Source organism: Pseudomonas sp. DE0010, from assembly GCF_007680745.1.
Classification (GTDB): domain Bacteria; phylum Pseudomonadota; class Gammaproteobacteria; order Pseudomonadales; family Pseudomonadaceae; genus Aquipseudomonas; species Aquipseudomonas parafulva_B.
Genome location: NZ_VEJQ01000020.1, coordinates 61,877 through 86,403, shown reverse-complemented (window position 1 = coordinate 86,403; position 24,527 = coordinate 61,877). Strand labels below are relative to the sequence as shown.

Here is a 24,527-nt window from a genome sequence, read left to right as displayed (position 1 = left end):
GCCGTTGCAGTACCCAACCTTATTTTCCAGACAAGGCCATTCGAGGATTGCCATGAGCCCGCGCACCGCAAAGAAAACCCGCTCCGTTGCACCGTCGCGCATTCGCGAAGGCTTACCCTACCCCCTCGGCGCCACCTGGGACGGCCTGGGCGTGAACTTCGCCATCTTCTCGGCGAACGCCACCAAGGTCGAGCTGTGCGTATTCGACGCCACCGGCGAGAAAGAGCTCGAGCGTATCGAGCTGCCTGAATACACCGACGAGATCTATCACGGTTATCTGCCTGACGCGCACCCGGGCCTGATCTACGGCTATCGCGTGCATGGCCCTTACGAGCCTGAGAACGGCCACCGCTTCAACCCTAACAAACTGCTGATCGACCCCTACGCCAAGCAGTTGGTCGGTGAGCTGAAATGGTCCGAGGCGCTGTTTGGCTACACCATTGGCCACCCAGACGGTGACCTGTCGTTCGACGAGCGCGACAGCGCCCCCTTCGTGCCCAAGTGCAAGGTCATCGACCCGGCGTTCACCTGGGGCCGGGACAACCGTGTCCAAACCCCTTGGGACCAGACCGTCGTGTACGAGGCCCACACCAAGGGCATCAGCAAGCGCCACCCGGCCGTGCCTGAAAACCTGCAAGGCACCTTCGCAGGCCTTGCCAACGACGAGCTGCTCAAGCACATCAAGGACCTGGGCGTCTCCAGCATCGAGCTGCTGCCCATCCATGCATTCGTCAATGATCAGCACCTGCTCGACAAGGGCTTGAACAACTATTGGGGCTACAACACCATCGCGTTCTTCGCACCGCACCCAAGCTACCTGGCCAGCGGCAAGATCGCCGAATTCAAGGAGATGGTGGCGCACCTGCACGACGCGGGCCTGGAGCTGATCCTCGATGTGGTCTACAACCACACCGCCGAAGGCAACGAGATGGGCCCCACCCTCTCCATGCGCGGCATCGACAACGCGTCGTACTACCGCCTGATGCCCGATCAGAAGCGTTACTACATCAACGACTCGGGCACCGGCAACACCTTGGACCTGAGCCATCCGTGCGTCCTGCAACTGGTGACCGATTCGCTGCGCTACTGGGCAGGCGAGATGCATGTCGACGGCTTCCGCTTCGACCTGGCGACCATTCTGGGTCGCTACCACGACGGCTACAGTGAGCGTCACAGCTTCCTCGTAGCCTGCCGCCAGGACCCGCTGCTACGGCAGGTCAAACTGATTGCCGAGCCATGGGACTGTGGCCCAGGTGGCTACCAGGTGGGCAATTTCGCACCGGGCTGGGCTGAATGGAACGACCGTTTCCGTGACACCGTGCGCGCCTTCTGGAAGGGCGACGAGGGCCAACTGGCCGATTTTGCCGCCCGCATGACCGGCTCTGGCGACATGTTCAACAACCGCGGCCGCAGGCCGTATTCGTCGGTCAACTTCATCACTGCCCACGACGGCTTCACCTTGCGCGACCTGGTGTCGTACAACGAGAAGCACAACGAGGACAACGACGAGAACAACCAGGATGGCACCAGCAATAACCTGTCCTGGAACTGCGGCGCCGAAGGCCCGACCGAAGATGCGGAAATCAACGCCTTGCGCATGCGCCAGATGCGTAACTTCTTCGCGACCCTGCTGTTTGCCCAGGGCACGCCGATGATCGTTGCCGGCGATGAATTCAGCCGCACTCAGCATGGCAACAACAATGCCTACTGCCAGGACAGCGAAATCGGTTGGGTGAACTGGGATCTGGATGAAGAAGGCCAGGCGCTGCTGGCGTTCGTCAAGCGCCTGACCCGTCTGCGCCAGAAGTATCCGGTGCTGCGTCGCTCAAGCTTCCTGGTGGGCGATTACAACGAGGCAATCGGCGTCAAGGACGTGACATGGCTGGCGCCGGATGGCAACGAGATGAGCGTTGAACAGTGGGAAGACCCCAACGGCCGCTGCCTGGGCATGCTGATCGATGGTCGTGCGCAGGTCAGTGGCATTGCCCGTCCAGGTTCGGAGTCCACCGTGTTGCTGATCGTCAACGCCCACCACGACACCGTGCCGTTCAAACTGCCCAGCGTTCCAGAGGGCGAACACTGGAGCTGCGTGATGGATACAGACAGGCCACAACTGCGCAAACCCGAAGACCTGCCATTCGACAGCTCATTTGACCTGACAGGGCGCTCGGTGGCGTTGATGGTGCTCCAGCACAGCGAAGAGTGATGGCAAACGCATACGTCACGCGCAATGCGTGACGTAGCCGTTGCAAACCCGCCGGGCAATCTCAGACAGGGATTGCCCGGCGGGTTTTTTCTGGTGGTTCGACTTTTACCGCTTGAGCCTGCGGCAGGCACGCTCTAGACCTTCAACCGGACCATGACGGCCGGCCAGTGCAGTAAAGCCACCGCGGGCAGAACGCCCGCGGGTAGCTGACGATCAGACCGGCTTGAGCACCAGTATCGCCAGCGGAGGCAGGTTCAGCGCCAGCGACAACGGCTGGCCATGGCAGGGGGTCTGCTGCGTGGCGACCGCACCCATGTTGCCCACATTGGAGCCCGCATAGGCTTCGGCATCGCTGTTGAGCAGCTCCTGCCATTGCGCCCCGAACGGCACACCGATGCGATAGCCCTCACGCGCCACGGGCGTGAAGTTGGCAACCACAAGCACTGGCTCGCCCGCGCTGCTCCACCGCAGCCAGGCGAATACGCTGTTCTGCGCGTCATCGCCGATCAACCACTGGAAGCCCTCGGGCTTGCAGTCCTGCTCATGCAGGGCAGGCACATCGCGGTACAGGCGGTTCAGGTCGCCCACCAGGCGCTGTACACCCTGGTGCTCCGGATACTGCAGCAGGTACCAGTCCAGCTGGTGGTCGTGGTTCCATTCGCGCCACTGGCCGAACTCGCAGCCCATGAACAGCAATTTCTTGCCCGGGTGCATCCACATGAAGGCCAGGTAGGCACGCAGGTTGGCGAACTTCTGCCAGCGATCGCCCGGCATCTTGTCGATCAACGAGCGCTTGCCGTGTACCACCTCGTCGTGGGAGATCGGCAGGATGAAGTGCTCGGAGTAGGCGTATACCAGGCTGAAGCTCATCTCGTTATGGTGATGAGTACGGTGCACAGGGTCGTTCTGGATGTAGCTGAGCGAGTCATGCATCCAGCCCATGTTCCACTTGTAGTGGAAACCCAGTCCACCCTCTTCGGTTGGCTTGCTCACGCCAGGCCAGGCCGTCGATTCCTCGGCAATGATCAAGGCACCCGGCGCTTCATGCGCCGCCACGCCGTTGAGGTGGCGGATGAAGTCGATGGCCTCGAGGTTCTCACGCCCGCCATGGCGGTTGGGCACCCATTCACCAGCCTTGCGCGAGTAGTCGCGGTACAGCATCGACGCCACGGCATCTACCCGCAACCCGTCGATGTGGAAGTGTTTGAGCCAGTGAAGCGCCGAGGCCATCATGAAGCCCCGCACCTCGTTACGGCCGAGGTTGTAGATCAGCGTGTTCCAGTCCTGGTGATAGCCTTCGAACGGGTTGTCGTATTCGTAGAGGGCCGTGCCGTCGAAGCGCGCCAGACCATGTTCGTCTGTGGGGAAATGCGCTGGTACCCAGTCCAGGATCACACCGATGCGGGCCTGGTGGCAGGCGTCGATGAAGGCGGCGAAGTCCTCTGCCGTGCCATAGCGCGACGTCGGGGCGAACATCGACAGGGGCTGGTAGCCCCACGAGCCGCCAAAGGGGTGCTCCATGATCGGCAGCAGCTCGATATGGGTGAAACCCAGCTCCTGCACGTAAGGCACCAGGCGCTCGGCCAACTCGCGCCAGTTGTAGAAACGCCCCACTTCGCCGGCTTCGTCCAGCTCGCAGCGCCAGGACCCGGGATGCAGTTCGTAGATCGACAAGGGGGCGCTGTAGGCGTGGCGCTGGGCGCGCTCGTCCATCCACTGCTGGTCGCGCCATTCATGGGCTAGCGCACCAGCCACCTTGGAAGCGGTGCTGGGCGGCAATTCGGTAGCACGGGCCAATGGGTCTGCTTTGAGCGGCAGGATCCCATCCTTGCCCAGCACCTCGAACTTGTAGGTTTCACCCACGCCCAGGCGTGGAATGAACAGCTCCCAGACACCGGCACCGTGGCGCAGGCGCATCGGGTGCCGACGACCGTCCCAGTTGTTGAACTCGCCCACGACCGATACCCGGCGCGCATTGGGTGCCCATACCGAGAAGCACACCCCGTCCACCCCGTCGACCTGTGCCGGCTGGGCACCGAAACGCCCTGCCAGGTCCCGGTGATTACCCTCGGCGAACAGGTGCAGGTCGATGTCGCCAAGCTGCGGGCCGAAGCTGTAGGGGTCTTCCGTGACTTGCTCGCCGCCAGCCCAGTTGATGTGCAACTGATAGGGAAGCGCCTCGTTCAAGTGCGCGGTGAACAGGCCAGGTATCGCGCCGGGCCGCATGTCGGCCAGCACGCGCTGGTCGTCGCGCGCCAGCACGCGGGCACCCAGTGCATTGGGCAGGTAGGCGCGGATGGTCACGCCGCCTGCAGGATCGGTGTGAGGCCCCAGTACCGCAAAAGGATCGGCGTGCTCGGCGCGCGCCAGGGCATCCAAGTCCCGTTGGCCAAGACCGCCGTTTTCACGCGTTGAAACGTTCATTCTGACTCTCCCCAGGTACTGATCAGTCCATGCAGGCCATGCAAAGGCACGGCCAGCCAGCTTGGACGGTTTTCGGCTTCATAAGTTATTTCGTATGCCGCTTTTTCCAGGCAGAACAGCTCAAGTGCCGCACGCTCGCCTTCGGCTTGTTCCCAGGCGTGGGGCATGGCCGCGGTGGCCAGGCCATAAGCCTCGATGAATGCATGCCGGGACTGGTGAAGATACTGTCGGGCCACCCGCTGCCGAGCTTGTCGCGCCGGCTCGGAAAGGTCCACGGTAGAGGCGCTGCGCAAGATCATCGCAGCAGCATAGTCGAAAGACCGCAACACGCCGCTGACATCTTTGTACGGGCTGTGCTTGGCCCGGCGCTCTTCAAGTGGCCTGGACGGTTCTCCCTCGAAGTCGATCAGGTAGGCGTCGCCTTGCACCACCAGCACCTGGCCCAGGTGAAGGTCGCCATGCACACGCATCAAAAGGCCACCCTGCGCCTGCTGTGCCAGTTCAGCCACGCGTTGGTCAAGCCCGTCGCGCTGCTGTTGCAAGTCATCGACCAATGCCTGGCTTTCAGCGTCGAGCTTGTCACGGTGCTGCGCCAACAGATCCAGCGCATGGGCCAGTTCTGTGCTGATCTGTGCACTCCACCGCTCGCTGTCTTCGGCACTGCTCGGATAAGGCGCGAAAGCCTCGTCCTCGGTAGGTGCCGCGAGCATCAGGTGCATCTCGCCCAAGCGCTGGCCGAGCAGCGAAGCGAAGTCGCGCAGCTCGTTGACCGCGTCGGTATGCGGTTCACCTTCGTTGCTGGAGGGCTGCATCTGGTCGCGAATGGCGCGCTCCAGGGTGTTCTGGGACCAGGCCCAGGCATCGCCCTGATTACTCAGGTAGCCTTGGGCGATCATCAACAGGTGCGGTGCGCCTTGGGCATCCTCGCGACTGACCCAGGCCAGCAACGGCGAGATGTTGGCAAAGCCGGCTGCGGTGAGATAAGCACTCATTTCAAGCTCTGGATGAATGCCTGCGTTGACCCGCCGGATCAACTTGAGCACCACCGAATCGCCAACCACTACCGAACTGTTGGACTGCTCGGCGCTCAAGTAGCGCACCGGGCTGTCTTCACCCAGTGCCAGGCCAGCCAACTGTTCGGTGTGATTGAAGTGCAGCTCGCCCTGATCATTCCCACAGGGCAAGCGCAGACCTTCCTGACAGGCCTTGAGCACCGCGCGAATGAACGGCTCAAGCACAAAGGCATCGGTGATCAGGCCCACTTCATTGGCCCGTCGCACGCGCGACAAGGCCAACTGCTGCGGCAATGCCGTACTGATCTGCTCCTCGGGCAGCAGGCCGAACGGCAGCTGGTAGCGGCTTGTCACCCCGTCGCTGATCACCTCGATTTCACTGAGCAGCACGGGCGTACCGGCCGTGGTCATGCGCACACCATAGCTCAGGTCGACCTGATCGATAGGCCCTTCCTTGCCCGCGAACCAACGCCGCTTGGGCAGGTACTGGGGCAGGATGGTGGACTGCAGGGCGTCGCGTGAAGGCGACTCGAGCAGCTCTTCCAGACGTTTGCGTAGCACTAATGTAGTCAATTCCGGTAACCCCTCAGTAGGCTGGTTATGCCAGCTGGGCATGCGATCGTGGGCAGCCAGCACTAACCAGTAGAAGCCATAAGGCGGCAAGGTCAGCAGGAACGGCAGCTGCCCGATGGGCGGGAAGGCGCTGCCCCCGATCATTTCCACGGGGACCTTGTCGGCGTATTGGGACAAGTCCAGTTCCGCAGCCTGGGCCGCGCGCGACACGTTGGCGACACAGAGAATGACCTCGGTGTGGCCATCGGCATCGGTGAACTCCCGGATGTAGGCAAGGATGCGTCGGTTGCTGGGTGTCAGGGTGCGCAGCGTGCCGCGGCCGAAGGCTTTCTGCTGCTTGCGCACGGCGAGCAGGCGACGGGTCCAGTTGAGCAGTGAATGGGGATCGTGGCTCTGGGCCTCGACGTTGACCGTCTGGTAGCCGTAGAGCGGGTCCATGATCGGTGGCAGCACCAGCCGCTGTGGGTCGGCGCGGGAGAAGCCGCCGTTGCGGTCAGGCGACCACTGCATGGGCGTACGCACACCGTCGCGATCACCCAGGTAGATGTTGTCGCCCATGCCCAGCTCATCGCCGTAGTACAGCGTCGGTGTACCTGGCATGGACAGCAGCAGACTGGTAAGCAGCTCGATCCTGCGCCGGTCGCGCTGCAGCAGCGGCGCCAGGCGGCGCCGGATGCCGAGATTGATTCGGGCGCGGCGGTCTTCGGCGTAGTAGTTCCAGAGGTAGTCGCGCTCACGGTCGGTGACCATCTCCAGGGTCAGCTCATCGTGGTTGCGCAGAAAGATGGCCCACTGGCAGTTGGCCGGAATCTCCGGGGTCTGGCGCAGGATGTCGGTGATGGGGAAGCGATCTTCCATTGCAAGCGCCATGTACATGCGGGGCATCAGAGGAAAGTGGAACGCCATGTGGCATTCGTCCCCGTCACCCTCGCCAAAGTAAGGGCGGGTGTCCTCCGGCCATTGGTTGGCCTCGGCGAGCAACATGCGGTCAGGGTAATTGGCATCGATCTCGGCCCGGATCGCCTTGAGCACACCATGGGTTTCGGGCAGGTTTTCGTTGTTGGTGCCGTCGCGCTCGATCAAGTACGGGATGGCGTCGAGCCGCAGGCCATCGACGCCCAGGTCCAGCCAGAAACGCATCACGCCGATTACAGCCTTGAGCACCTGCGGATTGTCGAAGTTCAAGTCCGGCTGATGGGAATAGAACCGGTGCCAGAAGTACTGGCCTGCCACCGGGTCCCAGGTCCAGTTGGACTTCTCGGTATCGAGGAATATGATGCGGGTGCCGTCGTATTTGTGGTCGTCATCGGACCACACATAGAAGTCACGGGCCTTGCTGCCACGTTTGGCATGGCGGGCACGTTGAAACCACGGGTGCTGGTCGCTGGTGTGGTTGATGACCAGCTCGGTGATCACCCGCAGCCCGCGCTTGTGCGCCTCGGCAATGAAGCGGCGGGCGTCGGCGAGGGTGCCGTAGTCCGGATGCACCGCCTTGTATTCAGCGATGTCGTAGCCGTCGTCGCGCCGGGGCGAGGGATAGAAAGGCAGCAGCCATAACGTGTTTACGCCAAGGTCAGCAATGTAGTCGAGCTTGCTGATCAACCCGGCGAAGTCACCGATACCGTCGTTGTTGGCATCGAAGAAGGACTTGATGTGCAACTGGTAGATCACCGCATCCTTGTACCACAGCGGGTCGTCAATGAAGGCTGCCGGGCGGGTACGCTTGGCCATGTACCATTCCTCTGAATGCTTGATCGGTAAAACCCGTCAGAGAGCGGGGGTGCCCGCTCCCTGCCACGCTCAGCTGACTTTGCTGATTCGCCAGATACCGAATGGCTGATGCCAAGGCTCGATGCGCATGAACTGGGTCTTGCCGTACCACGACCAGCGATGACCATTCATCAGGTCCTCCCCGTGGGTTTCGGCACCGTCATCAAGGCCAAGCTCCCACAACGGCAGTTCGAAATGGGCTTCCTGGGCGTTGTGCGGGTCCAGGCTCACGGCGATGAGAATGTAATTGTCACGGGCGGGGGTGCGCTTTGCGAAATACAGGATGTTGTCATTCCAGCAGTTGAGCAGCGTCAGGCCCAGATGGCTCTGCAGGGCCGGGTTCTGCCGGCGGATACGGTTGAGCTGGGCGATCTCGGCGATGATGTTGCCCGGCTGTGTAAAGTCACGCGGGCGGATCTCGTACTTCTCCGAGTCCAGGTATTCTTCCTTGCCCGGCAGCCCTGCCGCTTCGCACAGCTCGAAGCCCGAGTACATGCCCCACAAGCCCGACCCCATGGTCGCCAGTGCGGCCCGGATGAGGAAGCCGGCCCGGCCATTTTGCTGGAGGAAGAACGGGTTGATGTCTGGCGTGTTGACGAAGAAGTTCGGCCGGTAGCATTGGCTCCACGGCGGCTGGTTGAGCGTTTCGAAATACTCGCTCAGCTCCTGCTTGGTGTTGCGCCAGGTGAAATAGGTGTAGCTCTGCGCATAGCCGACCTTGCCCAGGCGGGCCATCATGGCGGGCTTGGTGAACGCCTCGGCCAGGAACAACACGTCCGGGTATTGACTGCGCACATTGGCGATCAGCCACTGCCAGAACGGCAGGGGTTTGGTATGCGGGTTGTCCACCCGGAACGTTTTCACGCCCTCCTCCACCCAACCGATGATCACATCACGCAGGGCGATCCACAGCCCAGGCACGGCATCGGGCGCGTAGAAGTCGACGTTGACGATGTCCTGGTACTTCTTCGGCGGGTTCTCGGCATAGCGGATGGTGCCGTCAGGGCGCCAGCTGAACCAGCCTGGATGTTCCTGGAGCCACGGATGGTCCTGGGAGCACTGGATGGCGAAGTCCAGGGCGATTTCCAGACCGTGCTGGGCTGCCGCCGATACCAGGCGACGGAAATCTTCACGCGTGCCGAGTTCGGGGTGGATCGCATCGTGCCCACCGTCGGCACTGCCAATTGCATAGGGGCTGCCAGGGTCCCCCGGCTGGGCCTGCAACGAATTGTTCCGGCCCTTTCTGTGCTGCATGCCAATGGGGTGAATGGGCGGGAAATACAACACGTCGAAGCCCATGTCGCGAATCATCGGCAGGCGCTGGTGCACATCGTTGAAGGTGCCATGACGCTGGGGATCATCGGTGATCGAACGGGGGAACAGCTCATACCAGCTGGCGAATTGCGCGGCCGGGCGGTCCACATCCAGCGGGTAATCGCAACTGCGGGTCAGGTAGCTGCGGTGCTCGGCGGCGGCCATCATCTGCGATGCCTCGGCGCCCAGCAGCAGGGCCACTTGTTCATCCTCAGGCAGCGTCTGCAACGTGGCTTGCAGCGCCTGTAATTGCTCGCGCAAGGCGCCGCTGCTCAATTCGATGCCCTTGCCCAGCAGCAACCGCCCTTCCTCGAGTTCAAGCTTTACGCCGACGCCGGCATTGAACTTTTTCTCCAGGTCGTAGCAGTAGGTGGCGTAGGGGTCGATCCAGGCTTCGATGCTGAACACATGCGGCCCGATTTCAGTGGGGGTGAATTCTGCCAGCCACAGGTCATTGCCGGGCGAGGTCATGGGCACGCAATGAATGCGACGGCTACCGGCCTGGCGCCAGTTCAACACCACAGCCATCCGGTCGTGGCCGTCGGTGAATACCTTGGTGCTGACCGAAACCGGCTGGTTGCTGATGGCCTTGGCGGCAAAGGCGCCGCCGTCGAGCACCGGCTGGGTGTCCTCGATGGCGATACGCGTTGCCATCAAGGCCTGGGACAGGCTGATGACCTGGTCCGGATGATCATTTGCCGTGGGCACGCTTTCGAAGGGCTCGTTCAAAGACATCAGGCCTTGCTCCCTGGGACTGGTGGCGGTAAGGATTGAGAGCGCGGCGACCGAGCCTGGGTTCAAAAATGAATTGATTCGAAGCACCAGCGGTCGAACGCTGCAGGACAGGTTCACTCAACCCCACGAGGCATGGCCATGACGCTCCCAACGCCCCCGGAAACGCCCGATCCGAACATTGACGATCCCAACCTCCCGCCCCCGGAGCCTGAGCGTGACCCGGATGACCTGCCGATTCAGCCGACCGAGCCGCCAACCGTGGGTGACCCACCCAGTCAAGAACCCCCGATAAAGGCGGTCGACTGAAGTCGAAAACTGTCAGTTTTGCCAGTGGCGCATCGGCTGCGTTGTTCCGATCATGAGTCACCTTTGTGATTCAGGAGTTATGGATATGACGCATGATGGTATGAGCCCCAGCGAACGAGACGAATACGAAATCTACATCATCGAGTGCCTTCAGGATGCAGGCATAGAAGACCCACAGCCCGCAACGGTGCTGCAGTCACTCGATGATGGAGCCGTCCGCCGTGCTGTCGATCAGATCAAGGAAGACAGCCAGGTGAGTTTCAAGTATCAGGCGACAATGACGGTCAGTCAGTTGGCCGAGGTACTCTGGAAAGCCACGCAGTCAAGGTGAGGGCTTGCCACGGCATCTGTAGCTGACATTCCTACTCGACCCTGCCCAGTTCAGCCACGCTGATCTCCCGCATTCTGAACTTCTGCACCTTGCCCGTCACGGTCATGGGAAACTCATCGACGAAGCGGATATGGCGGGGCACCTTGTAGTGGGCGATACGGGATTTGCACCAGGCCTGCAGCTCCTCGGCAGTGGCCTGGTGACCCGGATGCAGCTTGACCCAGGCGACGATGTCCTCGCCGTAGCGGCTGCACGGGATACCAATGACCTGGGCATCGGCAACCGCCGGGTGGGTATAGAAGAACTCTTCTATTTCACGCGGATAGATGTTTTCGCCACCGCGGATGATCATGTCCTTGTTGCGCCCGACGATGCGCACATAGCCCGCCTCGTCCATCACCGCCAGGTCACCGCTGTGCATCCATCCGGCCGCGTCGATGGCACTGGCCGTGGCCTCGGGATTATCCCAGTAACCCAGCATCACGCTGTAGCCGCGCGTGCAAAGCTCACCGGTTTCACCGCGCGCAACCGTTGCGCCTTGCGGGTCGATGATCTTGCTTTCCAGTTGCGGCTGGGTACGGCCCACAGTGGTGACGCGCAGCTCCAGGTCATCATCCGGGCCGGTTTGCAACGACACCGGGCTTGTTTCAGTCATGCCATAGGCGATCTGCACCTGGGCCATGTGCATCTGGTCGATGACCCTGCGCATGACCTCGATCGGGCAGGTGGCGCCGGCCATGATGCCGCTGCGCAAGGACGACAGGTCCATACGCTGGCGGGCCGGATGATCGAGCATGGCGATGAACATGGTGGGCACGCCGTACAGGATGGTGCCGCGTTCCTCGGCCACGGCGCGCAAGGCCAACTCGGCGTCGAAGCCCTCGCCTGGGTAGATCATGGTGGTGCCATGGGTGATACAGCCCAGGTTGCCCATGACCATGCCGAAACAGTGATACAAGGGCACCGGGATCACCATGCGGTCATGCGCAGTCAAGCCTAGGCTTGCGCCAACCATGAAGCCGTTGTTCAGGATGTTGTAGTGGCTGAGGGTGGCGCCCTTGGGCGCGCCGGTGGTGCCAGAGGTGTACTGGATGTTCACCGGCTGGTCGAAATGCAGGCTGTTTTGCCGGCCCGTGCACGCTTCGCGGCTTACGGACATGCCCCAAGTGGCCAGTGCCTCCCACGGCAGGAAGCCAGCAGGCGGATCGTTGGCCAGGCTTACGACCCCGCGCAAGGCGGGCAGCGCGGCACTGCTGATCTGACCGGGTGCTGCGGTCGCCAACTCCGGCACCAAGGCCTGGACCATGGCGTGGTAATCGGAATGCTTGAATGCGTCGGCACAGACCAGCCAGCTGCACCCTGACTGGCGCAGCACGTACTCAAGCTCACCCACCCGGTAAGCCGGGTTGACGTTGACCAGGATGGCGCCCACCTTGGCAGTTGCCACCTGCAGGATGCACCACTGCGCGCAGTTGGGTGCCCAGATACCCACGCGGTCACCGGTTCCGATCCCAAGGGCCATCAGCGCCCGGGCACACGACTCGACCTGCTCCGCCAGTTGCCGCCAGCTGTAGCGCAGGCGCTGGTGCCGAGCCACCAATGCTTCCTGCTCGCCCAGGCGCGCCACGGTCGCGTCGAAGGCCTGGCCAATGGTTTGAGTAAGCAAGGGGCGGTCCTGGCGACCGCGGGTATAGCTGGGTTGAGTCATGTGCGTCCCTTCTTTTGATTGTTCTGGATAGGGGCCAAATGCGCGCCAATCACTTTGGCTCAGATTTACGTTTACGTAAAGGTGACGGATAAATTGACAAAAAAGCAGGTGCAGGTTTACGTTTACGTAAAGGTGATAGGCAGCTGAGCATGCTTTCTGCGTCAGCTGCCTGCCCAGGCAAGCTTGCCGCTAGCAGCGTGATCCCATTTCAAGAACAACAAGGTGCCCTCGCATGCATTACCCCAGCCTGAACTTCGCCCTGGGCGAGACCATCGACATGCTTCGCGACCAGGTGCGCACCTTCGCCGCCGCCGAGCTCGCCCCTCGCGCCGCGCAGATCGACCACGACAACCTGTTCCCTGCCGACATGTGGCGCAAGTTCGGCGACATGGGCCTGCTCGGCATCACCGTCCCGGAAGAATACGGTGGCGCAGGCTTGGGTTATCTGGCGCACGTGGTGGCTATGGAAGAAATCAGCCGCGCCTCGGCCTCAGTCGCGCTGTCCTACGGCGCCCACTCCAATTTGTGCGTCAACCAGATCAACCGTAACGGCACGCCCGCGCAAAAGGCCAGGTACCTGCCCAAGCTGGTCAGCGGCGAGCACGTCGGCGCCCTGGCGATGAGCGAACCCAATGCAGGGTCGGACGTGGTGTCGATGAAACTGCGCGCCGACAAACGCGGCGACCACTACGTGCTCAACGGCAGCAAGACGTGGATCACCAACGGGCCCGACGCCAACACCTACGTCATCTACGCCAAGACCGATCTGGAAAAAGGCCCCCATGGCATCACTGCGTTCATCGTCGAGCGCGATTGGGCAGGCTTTAGCCGCAGCAACAAGTTCGACAAGCTGGGCATGCGTGGTTCGAACACCTGCGAGCTGTTCTTCGATGACGTGCACGTGCCAGAGGACAACATCCTCGGCCAACTCAATGGCGGCGTACGGGTGTTGATGAGCGGCCTGGACTACGAGCGCGTGGTGCTCGCCGGCGGCCCTACCGGCATCATGCAGAGCTGCATGGACCTGGTGGTGCCGTACATCCATGACCGCAAGCAATTCGGGCAGAGCATCGGCGAGTTCCAGTTGATCCAGGGCAAGGTCGCCGACATGTACACCCAGCTCAACGCCAGCCGCGCTTACCTGTATGCCGTTGCCCAGGCGTGCGATCGCGGCGAAACCACCCGCAAGGACGCAGCCGGGGTGATCCTCTACACCGCCGAGCGCGCCACGCAGATGGCCCTGGAGGCGATCCAGATTCTTGGCGGCAACGGGTATATCAACGAATTTCCCGCAGGTCGCTTGCTGCGCGATGCCAAGCTGTACGAAATCGGCGCCGGCACCAGCGAAATCCGCCGGATGCTGATCGGCCGCGAGTTGTTCAACGAGACCCGCTGAACACGCTGGCGCTGCGGCCGGCTCATACGCCCGCCGTGGCCACACCGGACAACCTTGCACGGCCAAGCCAAGGGCGCGCCGCTGCACCAGGAGTCATGATGATTCTGAAATCCCAAGTGAACCCCCGGTCACCCGAATTCGCCCAGTCCCAGGCAGCCATGCAGGCCCAGGTCGACAACCTGCGTGTGCTGCTTGCCCAGGTAGCCCAGGGTGGCGGCCCCAAGGCTCAGGAGCGGCACACCTCGCGAGGCAAACTGCTGCCCCGCGAGCGAATCGAACGTCTGCTCGATGCCGGTTCCGCCTTTCTCGAGATCGGCCAGTTGGCTGCACACCAGGTCTACGGCGAAGACGTTCCGGCAGCCGGCCTGATCGCCGGGATCGGGCGCGTGGAAGGCGTGGAATGCATGATCGTGGCTAACGACGCCACCGTCAAAGGTGGCTCTTACTACCCGCTGACGGTGAAAAAGCACCTGCGGGCGCAGACCATTGCCTTGCAGAACCGTCTGCCGTGCATCTACCTGGTGGATTCTGGCGGCGCCAACTTGCCGCGCCAGGACGAGGTGTTTCCCGACCGTGAGCACTTCGGGCGGATTTTCTTCAACCAGGCCAACATGAGCGCACTGGGCATCGCCCAGATCGCCGTGGTGATGGGGTCATGCACCGCAGGCGGCGCCTACGTGCCGGCAATGGCGGACGAGGCGATCATGGTGCGTCAACAGGCCACCATCTTCCTGGCCGGCCCACCGCTGGTGAAGGCGGCCACAGGCGAGGTGGTGAGCGCCGAGGCGCTAGGCGGCGCCGATGTGCATTGCCGCACCAGCGGTGTAGCCGACCATTACGCCGAGAACGACGAGCATGCCCTGGCGCTGGCCAGGCGCTGCGTGGCCAATCTCAACTGGCGCAAGCTCGGTGCCCTGCAATGCAAGCCGCCCGTTGCGCCCTTGTATGCGGCGCAGGAGCTATACGGCGTGATTCCGGCTGACGCCAAGCAGCCTTTCGATGTGCGTGAAGTCATCGCACGGCTGGTTGATGGCTCGGTGTTCGATGAGTTCAAAGCCTTGTTCGGGACCACGCTGGTGTGCGGCTTCGCCCACCTGCACGGCTACCCGATCGCCATCCTGGCCAACAACGGCATCCTGTTTGCCGAGGCTGCGCAAAAAGGCGCGCACTTCATCGAGCTGGCTTGCCAGCGTGGTATCCCGCTGCTGTTCCTGCAGAACATCACGGGGTTCATGGTGGGCAAGAAGTACGAAGAAGGCGGCATCGCCAAGCATGGCGCCAAGTTGGTCACGGCCGTGGCCTGCGCGCAGGTACCCAAGTTCACGGTCATCATTGGCGGCAGTTTCGGTGCCGGCAACTACGGCATGTGCGGACGCGCCTACGACCCGCGCTTTCTCTGGATGTGGCCCAATGCGCGCATCGGGGTGATGGGCGCCGAACAGGCTGCCGGCGTGCTGGTACAGGTCAAGCGCGAGCAGAGCGAGCGCAGCGGCGAGCCGTTTGGCGCCGAGGATGAGGCCAGGCTCAGGCAGCCGATCCTCGATCAATACGAGCATCAGGGCCACCCCTACTACTCCAGCGCCCGCCTATGGGACGACGGCGTCATCGACCCAGCGCAGACCCGCGATGTGCTGGCCCTGGCCTTGTCTGCGGCGCTGAACGCACCGATCGAACCGAGCCGCTTCGGCATATTCAGGATGTGACCCCATGAGCGATTTCACTACGGTAGAGGTGAGCCACGATCCACGTGGCTTCGCCACCTTGTGGCTCAGCCGCGAGGACAAGCACAACGCCTTCAATGCCTTGATGATCCGCGAGCTGAACATTGCCCTGGGGCAGCTTGCCGACGACGCGGGCGTGCGCTTCGTGTTGCTGCGCGGGCGGGGACGGCATTTCAGTGCCGGCGCCGACCTTGCGTGGATGCAGCAGTCGGCGCAGCTGGACTTCAACACCAACCTGGATGACGCACGCGAGCTGGGCGAGTTGATGTATGCACTGCACCGCATCAAGGTGCCGACCCTGGCAGTGGTACAGGGCGCCGCATTCGGCGGCGCCCTGGGCCTGATCAGTTGCTGTGACATGGCCATCGGTGCCGAAGACGCCCAGCTGTGCCTGTCGGAAGTGCGCATCGGCCTGGCACCGGCGGTGATCAGTCCCTTCGTGGTCAAGGCCATCGGCGAGCGCGCCGCCCGCCGTTATGCACTCACGGCAGAGCGCTTCAGCGGGTTGCAGGCCCAGGCCCTTGGGTTGTTGGCCGAGGTGTACCCGGCCAGCCAGTTGGAGGCCAGCGTGAAACAGTGGGTTGAAACCCTTCTGGCCAATAGCCCCCAGGCAATGCGCGCGACCAAGGAGCTGCTGCGCGAGGTCGACGGCGGTACCCTCAGCCCTGGCCTGCGTCGTTATTGCGAGAACGCCATCGCGCGAATCCGCGTAAGCGCCGAGGGCCAGGAAGGCCTTCGTGCGTTTCTGGAAAAACGCCAACCTGCCTGGCAGGCCGATGCAAACAAGGAGCCACGCCCATGAACCGCCCGCCATTGACAACGTTGCTGGTGGCCAACCGTGGTGAAATCGCCTGCCGGGTGATGCTCACCGCCAAGGCCATGGGCCTGACCACGGTGGCGGTGCACAGCGCCATCGACCGTAATGCCCGCCACAGCCGTGAAGCCGATGTGTGCGTGGACCTGGGCGGTAACAAGGCGGCAGACAGTTACCTGCAGATCGACAAGCTGGTGGCAGCGGCCAAGGCCAGCGGTGCCCAGGCCATTCACCCTGGCTATGGCTTTCTTTCGGAAAACGCAGATTTTGCCCGCGCAGTCGAAGCCGCTGGCTTGATGTTCCTGGGCCCACCTGCGTCGGCCATCGACGCCATGGGCAGCAAGTCGGCCGCCAAGGCCTTGATGGAGGCCGCAGGCGTGCCGCTGGTGCCGGGCTACCATGGCCAGGCCCAGGACCTGGACACCTTCAAGCAAGCCGCCCGGCACGTCGGCTACCCGGTCCTGCTCAAGGCCAGCGCCGGTGGTGGCGGCAAGGGCATGAAGGTGGTCGAGGACGAAAGCCAGTTGGCCGATGCCCTGGCGTCGGCGCAACGTGAAGCCCTGTCGTCCTTTGGCGATGCGCGGATGCTGGTGGAAAAGTACGTATTAAAGCCGCGCCATGTGGAGATCCAGATTTTTGCCGATCACCACGGCCACTGCCTGTACCTCAACGAACGGGATTGCTCGATCCAGCGGCGTCACCAGAAGGTGGTCGAGGAAGCCCCTGCCCCGGGCCTTTCGGCAGACCTGCGCCGCGCCATGGGCGAGGCGGCAGTACGCGCGGCGCAGGCCATCGGCTATGTCGGCGCTGGCACCGTGGAATTTCTGCTGGACGCCCGTGGCCAGTTCTTCTTCATGGAGATGAACACGCGCCTGCAAGTGGAGCACCCCGTCACCGAGGCCATCACCGGCCTGGACCTGGTGGCCTGGCAGATTCGCGTGGCTTGCGGTGAGCCCCTGCCCCTCACCCAGGACCAGGTACCGCTCAACGGCCATGCCATCGAAGTGCGGCTGTACGCCGAAGATCCGGCCAATGACTTCTTGCCGGCCACCGGCACCCTGACGCTTTACCGGGAACCGGCTTGCGGCCCGGGCCGGCGCGTGGACAGCGGTGTGAGCGAAGGCGATGCGGTGTCGCCCTTCTACGACCCGATGCTGGGCAAACTGATCGCCTGGGGCGAAGACCGGGAGCAGGCCCGCCTGCGCTTGCTGGCCATGCTGGATGAGTTCGCGGTAGGCGGCGTCAAGACCAACATCGCCTTCCTGCGACGTATCCTGGCCCACCCTGGGTTTGCAGCAGCCGAGCTGGATACCGACTTCATCCCGCGTCATCAGGAAACGCTTTTGCCCGCCGCGCAGGCATTGTCGGCCGAGGGCTGGGAGGCTGCAGCCCAGGCGTGGTTGCTGAGCGAACCTGCCTGCGCACGCGTGGACGACCCACACTCCCCATGGGCCCGACAAGACGGGCTGCGCTTGGGGGCTGGAACTTCGCTGAATGTGCATCTGACCCACAATGGGCATGACCAGGCCGTTGCGCTTGACCAGAAGACCCAAGGCATCTGGAGCCTGCAAGGGGATTGGCTGATGCGAGAGCAGGCAGGCCTGCGCACCCGCCACCTGGCCATTCGCAAAGGTGCCAGCCTGTATCTGCACTGGGATGGAGAACTCCACACCCTCGAAGCATTCGACCCGCTCGCCCAGGCAGCCATCGACCTTGTCCATCAAGGCGGCCTGACCGCCCCCATGAACGGCAGCATTGTGCGGGTACTGGTCGAGGTGGGTCAGGCGGTAGAAGCAGGTGCCCCGCTGGTGGTGCTGGAGGCCATGAAGATGGAGCACAGCATTCGGGCCCCCAAGGCCACCATGGTCAAAGCCTTGCTGTGCCAGGAAGGCGACATGGTCAGCGAGGGGGCAGCGCTGGTCGAACTGGAACCGTGAAGGCCGCGGGGTCGCGGTGCCTGACGGCCTGCGGCCCTTGCCTCACCGCACGGGCCACGTGGCCTCAGAACGCCCCGTGTACCCGCACCACCACCCCCAGGAACTCACAGCCGGTTTCGCAGAGCACCGTGGGGTAACGGGTGTTCAACGGCTTGAGCATCTTGTCGCCGCCTTCTTCGACCAATTGGCGGAGCACGGGGGCTTTGCCAGGCTGGCGTGCGATCACCAACCTGCCGGGCTCCACGGGCAACCCGGTATCGACCAGCACGCGCATGCCTTCGGGCACGCTCTTGCCGCTGGCAGCGTTCATCGAGTCGTTTTCCACGGCAAGCCAGAACGCATTGCCGGCAGGCATGTAGTCGGTCTGCTCGTGCACTTCGCTGGTTTCAGGCAACGGGCCCTGCAAGTCCGCCCACTTGAGCACCGGAAAGCGAAAGCTCGCATAGAGCAGGGCCTGTGCGGAAACAGGCGGCTCAGCACCGTAGTGGCCAGGTGATTCGCGCATCAGGTCGCGCTCGACCACCATGACCTGCGCCTCCAGAAAGACCAGGCCGAGCTTTTCCAGTTTTTCGTTGATGGTCTCCAACGTGGGACGACGGGTGCCGCGAAGCCAGTGCCCTACCCCACCTTGCGTCATGCCCAGGCGCTCGGCCAGTTTCAACTGGCTGAGGTTGTGTTCGCGCTTGTAGCGCTTGAGAAATGCATTCCAATTTTCCATGAGCGGCAACAATACGGACTGTATTGGAAGCAGCAATACACAATCTGAATTATTTATTTGGCGCTAGAAAATACAAATTGACCTATGCTCTGAGTTCATTGTGTTTGACGAGAACCTGGAAGGTATCGCAATGAAACATCCGAAAAACGACGAAACAGATCTCGACAGCGAAGCCGCCCGCCGCGCGCTGGACTACTACCTGAATCCCAACCCGCCCCGCCCTACGCTTGAGAACAGGATTTGGACGCTTCACGAAGGCGTCACACGTGATCAAGCACAGGAGCATGCCATTGCCCTGCTGCGCTGTGCGGCAGCAACCGCCCAGGAAACCGCCACCCACCAGCATGGTGGCCAGCGAGAGCTGCTGTTTGCCTTGATGCACATGATGGACATGGCTCGCGCGCTGCTGGAACACCAGCGCACGGCAGACCCCGCCGCTTGAGGCAGGTTGTTGTGAATGGGAGGGAACGCAGCAGGCGCTTGGCGTGCAAAGCCAAGGCCCCTTTTTGGGGGACAAGGAAGCGCAGCGGTAGACTTTCTACCGTAGTGAATAAAAAATCATTTGACTGGCAAATGATAACGATTATTATTGCACTCAGCTGATCGCGAGATCAGCTGGATAAACCGGAGCTTAGGTCGCTCTCGGATTATCTCCTCATCAGGCTAATCACGGTTTTTGACCCAGCTTTTTGCTGGGTCTTTTTTTTGGCTCTTCAGGCTAATGAAGATCGTGATGGCGGCGATGGTAGCAAAAGTGTTTCCGGGGGTGAACGGCCATTACAAAAGTTTGCCGATTCAGCACTTGAGAATCAATCTCGTTAAGCCTAAGCTCGGCTTTTACGAATATCCCCCACCTGCTCTCCAGCAAGGAACTGCTCATGACCCGCACGCTCTTGCGCCTCCATGCGCCTCTGCCGGAGCACGCTGCCGATAGCGATGCTGCCCTGCTGCTCGCACTCAAGCGCCTGCCACGTGCTGCGCAACAAGTGTTTCTGCTAAGCCGTCTCGATCAGTTGACCCAGGGCAGGGTCGCCACACGTCTGGGCCTGCCCCTACCCAGTGTCGAGCGTCTGATGGTGCAGGCGTTGCTTGCCGGTCAGCCCCGCCCTGATGGCCCGACGAGCCAGGCAGCACAGTGGTATGTGCGCTTGCAGAGCCCGGATGTCACTGCCTGCGAGCGTATCGACTTTCGTCGCTGGCTGGACGCCTCGCCCAACCACTTGCAGGCGTTCCACGCTACCGAACTGCGCTGGCGCAGCCTGTACGCGCCTGCACTGGCCCTGGGCCGCGACGGCTGGTATCGCAAGGGTCGCGCTGCCCTGTCGTTGGGTGGATGCTCGATTGCCGCCGCGCTGGGCATGGCCGTATTGATCTTGCTGGGGCTGTGGACGTGAAACGAAACCAACGCACGCTCAAGCCTGCGCTTTGAGCGCCTCACCACAGCGCGATGTCGTACGTCAGGTACAACCGATTGCTGTCGCGGCCACGGGCAAAGTCCGAGCGGTACACGTAGTTGCGCAGCTTGACGCCAAGCCCTTTGGCGGGGCCTGATTGCACCACATACGCAAGCTCTGCGTCGCGCTCCCATTCGCTCAGGCCCGCCGCGCCAGAACGGCCGTTATCGCCGCTCAGGTAACGGGTCATGAAGGTCAACCCCGGCACCCCGGCAGCGGCGAAATTGTAGACATAGCTCGCCATCCAGGTCTTTTCATCTTCTTCGATGAACTTGCCGATGCCCACGTTGCTGAATGAGTACACCGTCGCGCCACTGATGTACGGCAACCCCGCTTCGCCACTGAGCACCTGATAACCTGCGCCGAACGTATGGCCGGAATGCATGTAGGCGATTTGCCCGCTGAGCATGTCATTGTCGATGGGGCCACCGTAGGCCGCACCGGTGCTTTTGCTCTTGAAGTAGCGCAGGTCCGTGGTCAGTACACCGCCAGCCAGCGCATGGTCGTGAACCAAGCCGGCGAAGTCCTGACGATAGAAGTGCTCGAGCTGGCCGTGGTAGTAGCTCAGGCGCAGCTGTTTGCTGAAGGTGTAGTCGGCGCCGGCAAAGCTGAAGTCTCCGGCTTCGCCGCCACTGTAGCCGTCCAGGTACAGGCCGGTGCTGTTGGATGAATCGCGCTGCTTGAAACGGGTCAGGTGCCCGGCCGTGAGGGTCAGGTTGTCGAGTGCGGTACTGGTGAGCTGCGTACCCTGGTAGGTTTGCGGCATCAAACGAGCATCGTTGTGCACCAGCACTGGTAACTTGGGCAACAGGGTGCCATGCCTGACGACGCTCTGCCCAACACGCGCCTTGACCGTAACGCCGGCACTGGCGAACGTGTCGGCGGCCCGGCCATCGTCATGCACAGGCAACAGGCCCGTGCCACTGCGGCCACGCCCCGAATCCAGGCGCACGCCCAACAGGCCCAGTGCATCGAGCCCCAGACCCAGGGTACCGGGGGTGTAACCCGACTGGTAATCGAGCAAGAAGCCCTGCGCCCACTCGGTACGCTCGCTCTTGGCAGTGGCTGCGGCGCGGGGGCTCATACCCTGTTCGTCGCGAAAGTTCTCGTTGAAATAGACGTTGCGCAGTTGCAGCTTGAGCTTGCTGTCTTCAATGAAATCGGTAGCGCCGGCCACAGGCAGGCAGCCGCAGAGCAGGCCACAGGCGGCCCCTCGCGCGAGGGTCAAGGACATGATCGGTACTCTATTGTTGTTTTTAGGGTGTAAGCGATGGCGGGCGCCCGGCGGCGCCCGCACCGTTCAGACGAAGAACGACAGCGCGCCGGTCAACACCGCCAATGCAGTGATGACCAGCGAAGTGAGCACTGCCCACTTCACCGTGGCTCTCTGGAAGTCGCCGATGTCCTTGTCGACCATGCCCACCAGCAGCAGGGTCGAGGCGACCAACGGGCTCATCAAGTGCACCGGCTGACCCAGCACCGAGGCGCGGGCGATCTCCACCGGGTCGATGCCATAGGCGGCGGCTGCGTTGGCCAGGATCGGCACCACGCCGAAATAATAGGCATCGTTGGACAGCACGAAGGTAAGCGGCATGCTGGTCAGCGCCACCACCAGCGGGAACCAGTGGCTCCAGGCTTCCGGGATCCAGTCCACGAGGGTTTGCGCCAGGGCATCGACCATCTTGGTGCCCGAGAAGATACCGGCGAAGATACCGGCGGCGAACACCAGCAGCACCACGGTCATGGCGTTGCCCGAATGGGCCAGAATACGTTCTTTCTGCAGTTCCAGCTGCGGGTAGTTGATCATCAGCGCAGCAACGAAACCGATCATGAACAGGATCGCCGCGTGCATCAGGCCCAGCACCAGCGCGGTCATGACCACGATGACCAGCACCAGGTTCACATAGGCCAGACGCGGGCGCTTGTGGGGCGTATCACCCAGGATTTCCTTGATGTAGCAGTTGCCGCCGCCGGACTCCAGGGCCACGTTGCCAATGCGGCGTCGTTCGGCACGGCCCAGCAGGTAGGCGGTGAACACCACCCAGGCGGCGCCGCCGATCACCGTGGGCAGCATGGGAATGAAATAGTCGGTGGCATCGAGCCCAAGTGCTGCGATGGCGCGGGTGGCGGGCCCGCCCCAGGGGCTCATGCCACTCATGATGCTCAGCGACAGCATCGACACCGTTGCCAGGATCATCGGGTTCATGCCGATGCGCTTGTACAAGGGCAGCATGGCCGCGCAGGTGATCATGTAGGTGGTGGTGCCGTCGCCGTCCAGCGCCACCAGCAGCGACAGCAATGCAGTGCCAATGGCGATCTTGATGGGGTCGCCGTTGACACGCTTGAGGATTTTACGGATCAGAGGGTCGAACAGGCCGGCATCGATCATCAAGCCGAAAAACAGGATGGCGAACAGCAGCAAGGCGGCCGACGGGGCTACCATTTTCAGCCCGTCGAGCATCATCTTGCCAAGGTCAGGCGCAAAGCCCCCCCACCAGTGCGAAGGCGATCGGCACGACCGTCAAGGCGACGATCGGGGACAGGCGTTTGCTCATGATCAGGTAGGTGAACGTCACCACCATGATCAGGCCCAGGAGTGCGAGCATGGCTTTTTCTCTCTTGTTTTTATCCGGGTTGGGCCGTCGATGGCGCAGACGAGCCCCCTACCCGCGCGCGTTCCTGCGCGCGGGTTGCAGCGTTTTGAGGTCAGGGTGTTACGGGCGTCCTAGCCGTGATGGCTTGGCTTGGCGACCCAGGTGGCGTCAGGGCCGACCGTAGTGGGTGCCTGCTCGACCACAGGCTCGCCATTGAGGCGGCTGAGCAGTATCTGCTTGTCACACGCGTTTTCGGAAATCGACACCACCACGGTGGCCACGGCGTTGCTGGCAAGGCTCGTGAGGGCGCGGGCCTCTGACATGAAGCGGTCGATGCCGATCAGCAGGGCCAGGCCTGCCAGCGGGATGTCGTGGATGACTGTCAGGGTCGAGGCCAAGGCCACGAAGCCGCTACCGGTCACGCCCGCTGCGCCTTTTGACGACAGCAGCATGATCGCCAGCATCGTCACCACCTGGCCCAGGCTCAGGTCGATGTTGCAGGCCTGGGCAATGAACACGGCAGCCAAGGACAGGTAGATCGCCGTACCGTCGAGGTTGAACGAGTAGCCGGTAGGCAGTACCAGGCCAACGACCCCCTTCTTGCAGCCAAGCTTTTCCAGCTTCTCCAGCATGCGCGGCAACACAGGCTCCGTGGAAGAAGTGCCCAGCACCACCAGGAACTCTTCGCGGAAATAGCGCAGCAGCTTCCACAGGCTGAAACCATGGGCGCGGCAGATGCCGCCCAGCACGACCAGGACGAAGAACGCACAGGCAATGTAGAGCGTACCGATCAGCTTGGCGAGCGACCCCAGCGAGGTGACGCCGTACTGCCCGACCGTGAACGCCAGGGCACCGAACGCACCGACCGGTGCGAAACGCATGAGGTAGCCGAAGATGCGGAACACCATGGCCGAGGCCGCTTCCAGTACGTCCAGCACCGGCTTGCCTTTCTCGCCCATGGACGACAGCGCAAAACCGCTGAGCACGGCAATGAACAGCACGGGGAGCACTTCACCCTTGTTGAACGCCCCCATGAAGGTGTCCGGGATGATGTGCATGAAGAAGTCCACCACGCCCAGTTTGGCGGCCGAGGCGGTGAACTGGGTCAGGCCCTCGGTGCTCAGGGTGGCCGGGTCGATGTTCATGCCGACCCCTGGCTTGAACAGGTACACCGCAGCCAAGCCGATGATCAGGCTGACAATGGTCAGCCCAAGGAACAGCAACAGCGTCTTGCTCATCAGGCGCCCGAGCGAGCGCTTGTCGGTCATGCCGGCTATACCGGTGACGATGGTGCAGAACACCACGGGCGCGATCATCATCTTGACCAGCTTGATGAAGGCATCGCCCAAGGGCTTGAGCGCAACGGCCTGTTGCGCCCAGAAGTGACCGACCACTACGCCCAGCACGACGGCGCAGAGGATCTGGAAGTACAGCGATTTGGCAAGTTTCATGAGGCATCACCCATTGTTCATATTGTGCGGATGCGCTTGTTGCAAGGTGCAGCGGTCGACCC

The 24,527-nt window shown here is 62.4% G+C and carries 16 protein-coding genes and 1 pseudogene; 9 read left to right on the top strand and 8 right to left on the bottom strand.

The features are described 5' to 3' along the window. The first annotated feature begins 52 nt into the window (after nucleotides 1-52). On the top strand, nucleotides 53-2,206 hold the full coding sequence (gene glgX / locus FS767_RS15850; protein WP_144966764.1) for a glycogen debranching protein GlgX: 2,154 nt from the start codon (nucleotides 53-55) through the stop codon (nucleotides 2,204-2,206). 213 nt (nucleotides 2,207-2,419) lie between these two features. On the opposite strand, the gene glgB is transcribed toward glgX, so the two are convergent. The 3 genes from glgB to FS767_RS15835 all read right to left on the bottom strand — a co-directional run bounded on the left by glgB (nucleotide 2,420) and on the right by FS767_RS15835 (nucleotide 10,035). Then, nucleotides 2,420-4,630, bottom strand: coding sequence for a 1,4-alpha-glucan branching protein GlgB (gene glgB / locus FS767_RS15845; protein ID WP_144966762.1), 2,211 nt, complete (start codon nucleotides 4,628-4,630; stop codon nucleotides 2,420-2,422). Further along, nucleotides 4,627-7,947, bottom strand: a complete 3,321-nt coding sequence (treS, locus tag FS767_RS15840) for a maltose alpha-D-glucosyltransferase (protein WP_144966760.1) — start codon at nucleotides 7,945-7,947, stop codon at nucleotides 4,627-4,629. The genes glgB and treS overlap by 4 nt, the downstream gene beginning before the upstream one ends. A 69-nt stretch (nucleotides 7,948-8,016) precedes the next feature. Then, the gene (locus FS767_RS15835; RefSeq protein WP_144966758.1) at nucleotides 8,017-10,035 is read right to left on the bottom strand and encodes an alpha-1,4-glucan--maltose-1-phosphate maltosyltransferase; all 2,019 of its coding nucleotides are present in this window, start codon (nucleotides 10,033-10,035) and stop codon (nucleotides 8,017-8,019) included. A gap of 138 nt (nucleotides 10,036-10,173) precedes the next feature. On the opposite strand from FS767_RS15835, the gene FS767_RS22885 reads away from it, so the two are divergent. Next, entirely contained in the window at nucleotides 10,174-10,341 is a 168-nt protein-coding gene (locus tag FS767_RS22885) for a hypothetical protein (RefSeq protein ID WP_167339594.1), read from the top strand. Between the two features lie 85 nt (nucleotides 10,342-10,426). Then, nucleotides 10,427-10,672, top strand: a complete 246-nt coding sequence (locus tag FS767_RS15830; protein WP_144966755.1) for a hypothetical protein — start codon at nucleotides 10,427-10,429, stop codon at nucleotides 10,670-10,672. 31 nt (nucleotides 10,673-10,703) lie between these two features. On the opposite strand, the gene FS767_RS15825 is transcribed toward FS767_RS15830, so the two are convergent. Continuing rightward, nucleotides 10,704-12,380 carry an AMP-binding protein gene (locus tag FS767_RS15825; protein ID WP_144966753.1) on the bottom strand — a complete coding sequence of 559 codons (1,677 nt, stop codon included), beginning with the start codon at nucleotides 12,378-12,380 and terminating at the stop codon, nucleotides 10,704-10,706. Nucleotides 12,381-12,612: 232 nt separating this feature from the next. Here FS767_RS15825 and FS767_RS15820 point away from each other — a divergent pair, with 232 nt between their 5' ends. The 4 genes from FS767_RS15820 to FS767_RS15805 all read left to right on the top strand — a co-directional run bounded on the left by FS767_RS15820 (nucleotide 12,613) and on the right by FS767_RS15805 (nucleotide 18,248). Next, a complete protein-coding gene (locus tag FS767_RS15820; protein WP_144966751.1) occupies nucleotides 12,613-13,776 on the top strand; it encodes an isovaleryl-CoA dehydrogenase in 1,164 nt (387 codons plus the stop codon). Between the two features lie 95 nt (nucleotides 13,777-13,871). Further along, on the top strand, nucleotides 13,872-15,479 hold the full coding sequence (locus FS767_RS15815; RefSeq protein ID WP_144966749.1) for a carboxyl transferase domain-containing protein: 1,608 nt from the start codon (nucleotides 13,872-13,874) through the stop codon (nucleotides 15,477-15,479). A 4-nt stretch (nucleotides 15,480-15,483) separates the two neighbouring features. Next, nucleotides 15,484-16,299, top strand: coding sequence for a gamma-carboxygeranoyl-CoA hydratase (locus FS767_RS15810; RefSeq protein WP_144966747.1), 816 nt, complete (start codon nucleotides 15,484-15,486; stop codon nucleotides 16,297-16,299). After that, complete coding sequence (locus FS767_RS15805; protein WP_144966745.1) at nucleotides 16,296-18,248, top strand: acetyl/propionyl/methylcrotonyl-CoA carboxylase subunit alpha; 1,953 nt, start codon at nucleotides 16,296-16,298, stop codon at nucleotides 18,246-18,248. Before FS767_RS15810 ends, FS767_RS15805 begins: the two co-directional genes overlap by 4 nt. Nucleotides 18,249-18,312: 64 nt before the next feature. On the opposite strand, the gene FS767_RS15800 is transcribed toward FS767_RS15805, so the two are convergent. Further along, a complete protein-coding gene (locus tag FS767_RS15800) occupies nucleotides 18,313-18,966 on the bottom strand; it encodes a LexA family transcriptional regulator (RefSeq protein WP_058605058.1) in 654 nt (217 codons plus the stop codon). A gap of 130 nt (nucleotides 18,967-19,096) precedes the next feature. On the opposite strand from FS767_RS15800, the gene FS767_RS15795 reads away from it, so the two are divergent. Both FS767_RS15795 and FS767_RS15790 read left to right on the top strand, forming a co-directional pair. Next, the gene (locus FS767_RS15795) at nucleotides 19,097-19,408 is read left to right on the top strand and encodes a DUF6124 family protein (RefSeq protein ID WP_144966743.1); all 312 of its coding nucleotides are present in this window, start codon (nucleotides 19,097-19,099) and stop codon (nucleotides 19,406-19,408) included. Between the two features lie 436 nt (nucleotides 19,409-19,844). Then, nucleotides 19,845-20,360 carry a DUF4880 domain-containing protein gene (locus FS767_RS15790; RefSeq protein WP_144966741.1) on the top strand — a complete coding sequence of 172 codons (516 nt, stop codon included), beginning with the start codon at nucleotides 19,845-19,847 and terminating at the stop codon, nucleotides 20,358-20,360. Between the two features lie 40 nt (nucleotides 20,361-20,400). Here the strand turns inward: FS767_RS15790 and FS767_RS15785 are convergent, their stop codons facing one another. From FS767_RS15785 to dctA, 3 genes and pseudogenes are all read right to left on the bottom strand, one after another. Further along, nucleotides 20,401-21,654, bottom strand: a complete 1,254-nt coding sequence (locus tag FS767_RS15785; RefSeq protein ID WP_144966739.1) for an OprD family porin — start codon at nucleotides 21,652-21,654, stop codon at nucleotides 20,401-20,403. Nucleotides 21,655-21,720: 66 nt separating this feature from the next. Then, nucleotides 21,721-23,026, bottom strand: a pseudogene (locus FS767_RS15780) (CitMHS family transporter). Between the two features lie 119 nt (nucleotides 23,027-23,145). Further along, nucleotides 23,146-24,465, bottom strand: a complete 1,320-nt coding sequence (gene dctA / locus FS767_RS15775) for a C4-dicarboxylate transporter DctA (RefSeq protein ID WP_058605062.1) — start codon at nucleotides 24,463-24,465, stop codon at nucleotides 23,146-23,148. Nucleotides 24,466-24,527 lie beyond the last annotated feature (62 nt).

Excerpts from the sequence above, each read along its gene's own strand:
- glgX (WP_144966764.1), top strand. The coding sequence starts at position 53 with ATGAGCCCGCGCACCGCAAAGAAAACCCGCTCCGTTGCACCGTCGCGC.
- glgB (WP_144966762.1), bottom strand. The coding sequence starts at position 4,630 with ATGAACGTTTCAACGCGTGAAAACGGCGGTCTTGGCCAACGGGACTTG.
- treS (WP_144966760.1), bottom strand. The coding sequence starts at position 7,947 with ATGGCCAAGCGTACCCGCCCGGCAGCCTTCATTGACGACCCGCTGTGG.
- FS767_RS15835 (WP_144966758.1), bottom strand. The coding sequence starts at position 10,035 with ATGTCTTTGAACGAGCCCTTCGAAAGCGTGCCCACGGCAAATGATCAT.
- FS767_RS22885 (WP_167339594.1), top strand. The coding sequence starts at position 10,174 with ATGACGCTCCCAACGCCCCCGGAAACGCCCGATCCGAACATTGACGAT.
- FS767_RS15830 (WP_144966755.1), top strand. The coding sequence starts at position 10,427 with ATGACGCATGATGGTATGAGCCCCAGCGAACGAGACGAATACGAAATC.
- FS767_RS15825 (WP_144966753.1), bottom strand. The coding sequence starts at position 12,380 with ATGACTCAACCCAGCTATACCCGCGGTCGCCAGGACCGCCCCTTGCTT.
- FS767_RS15820 (WP_144966751.1), top strand. The coding sequence starts at position 12,613 with ATGCATTACCCCAGCCTGAACTTCGCCCTGGGCGAGACCATCGACATG.
- FS767_RS15815 (WP_144966749.1), top strand. The coding sequence starts at position 13,872 with ATGATGATTCTGAAATCCCAAGTGAACCCCCGGTCACCCGAATTCGCC.
- FS767_RS15810 (WP_144966747.1), top strand. The coding sequence starts at position 15,484 with ATGAGCGATTTCACTACGGTAGAGGTGAGCCACGATCCACGTGGCTTC.
- FS767_RS15805 (WP_144966745.1), top strand. The coding sequence starts at position 16,296 with ATGAACCGCCCGCCATTGACAACGTTGCTGGTGGCCAACCGTGGTGAA.
- FS767_RS15800 (WP_058605058.1), bottom strand. The coding sequence starts at position 18,966 with ATGGAAAATTGGAATGCATTTCTCAAGCGCTACAAGCGCGAACACAAC.
- FS767_RS15795 (WP_144966743.1), top strand. The coding sequence starts at position 19,097 with ATGAAACATCCGAAAAACGACGAAACAGATCTCGACAGCGAAGCCGCC.
- FS767_RS15790 (WP_144966741.1), top strand. The coding sequence starts at position 19,845 with ATGACCCGCACGCTCTTGCGCCTCCATGCGCCTCTGCCGGAGCACGCT.
- FS767_RS15785 (WP_144966739.1), bottom strand. The coding sequence starts at position 21,654 with ATGTCCTTGACCCTCGCGCGAGGGGCCGCCTGTGGCCTGCTCTGCGGC.
- dctA (WP_058605062.1), bottom strand. The coding sequence starts at position 24,465 with ATGAAACTTGCCAAATCGCTGTACTTCCAGATCCTCTGCGCCGTCGTG.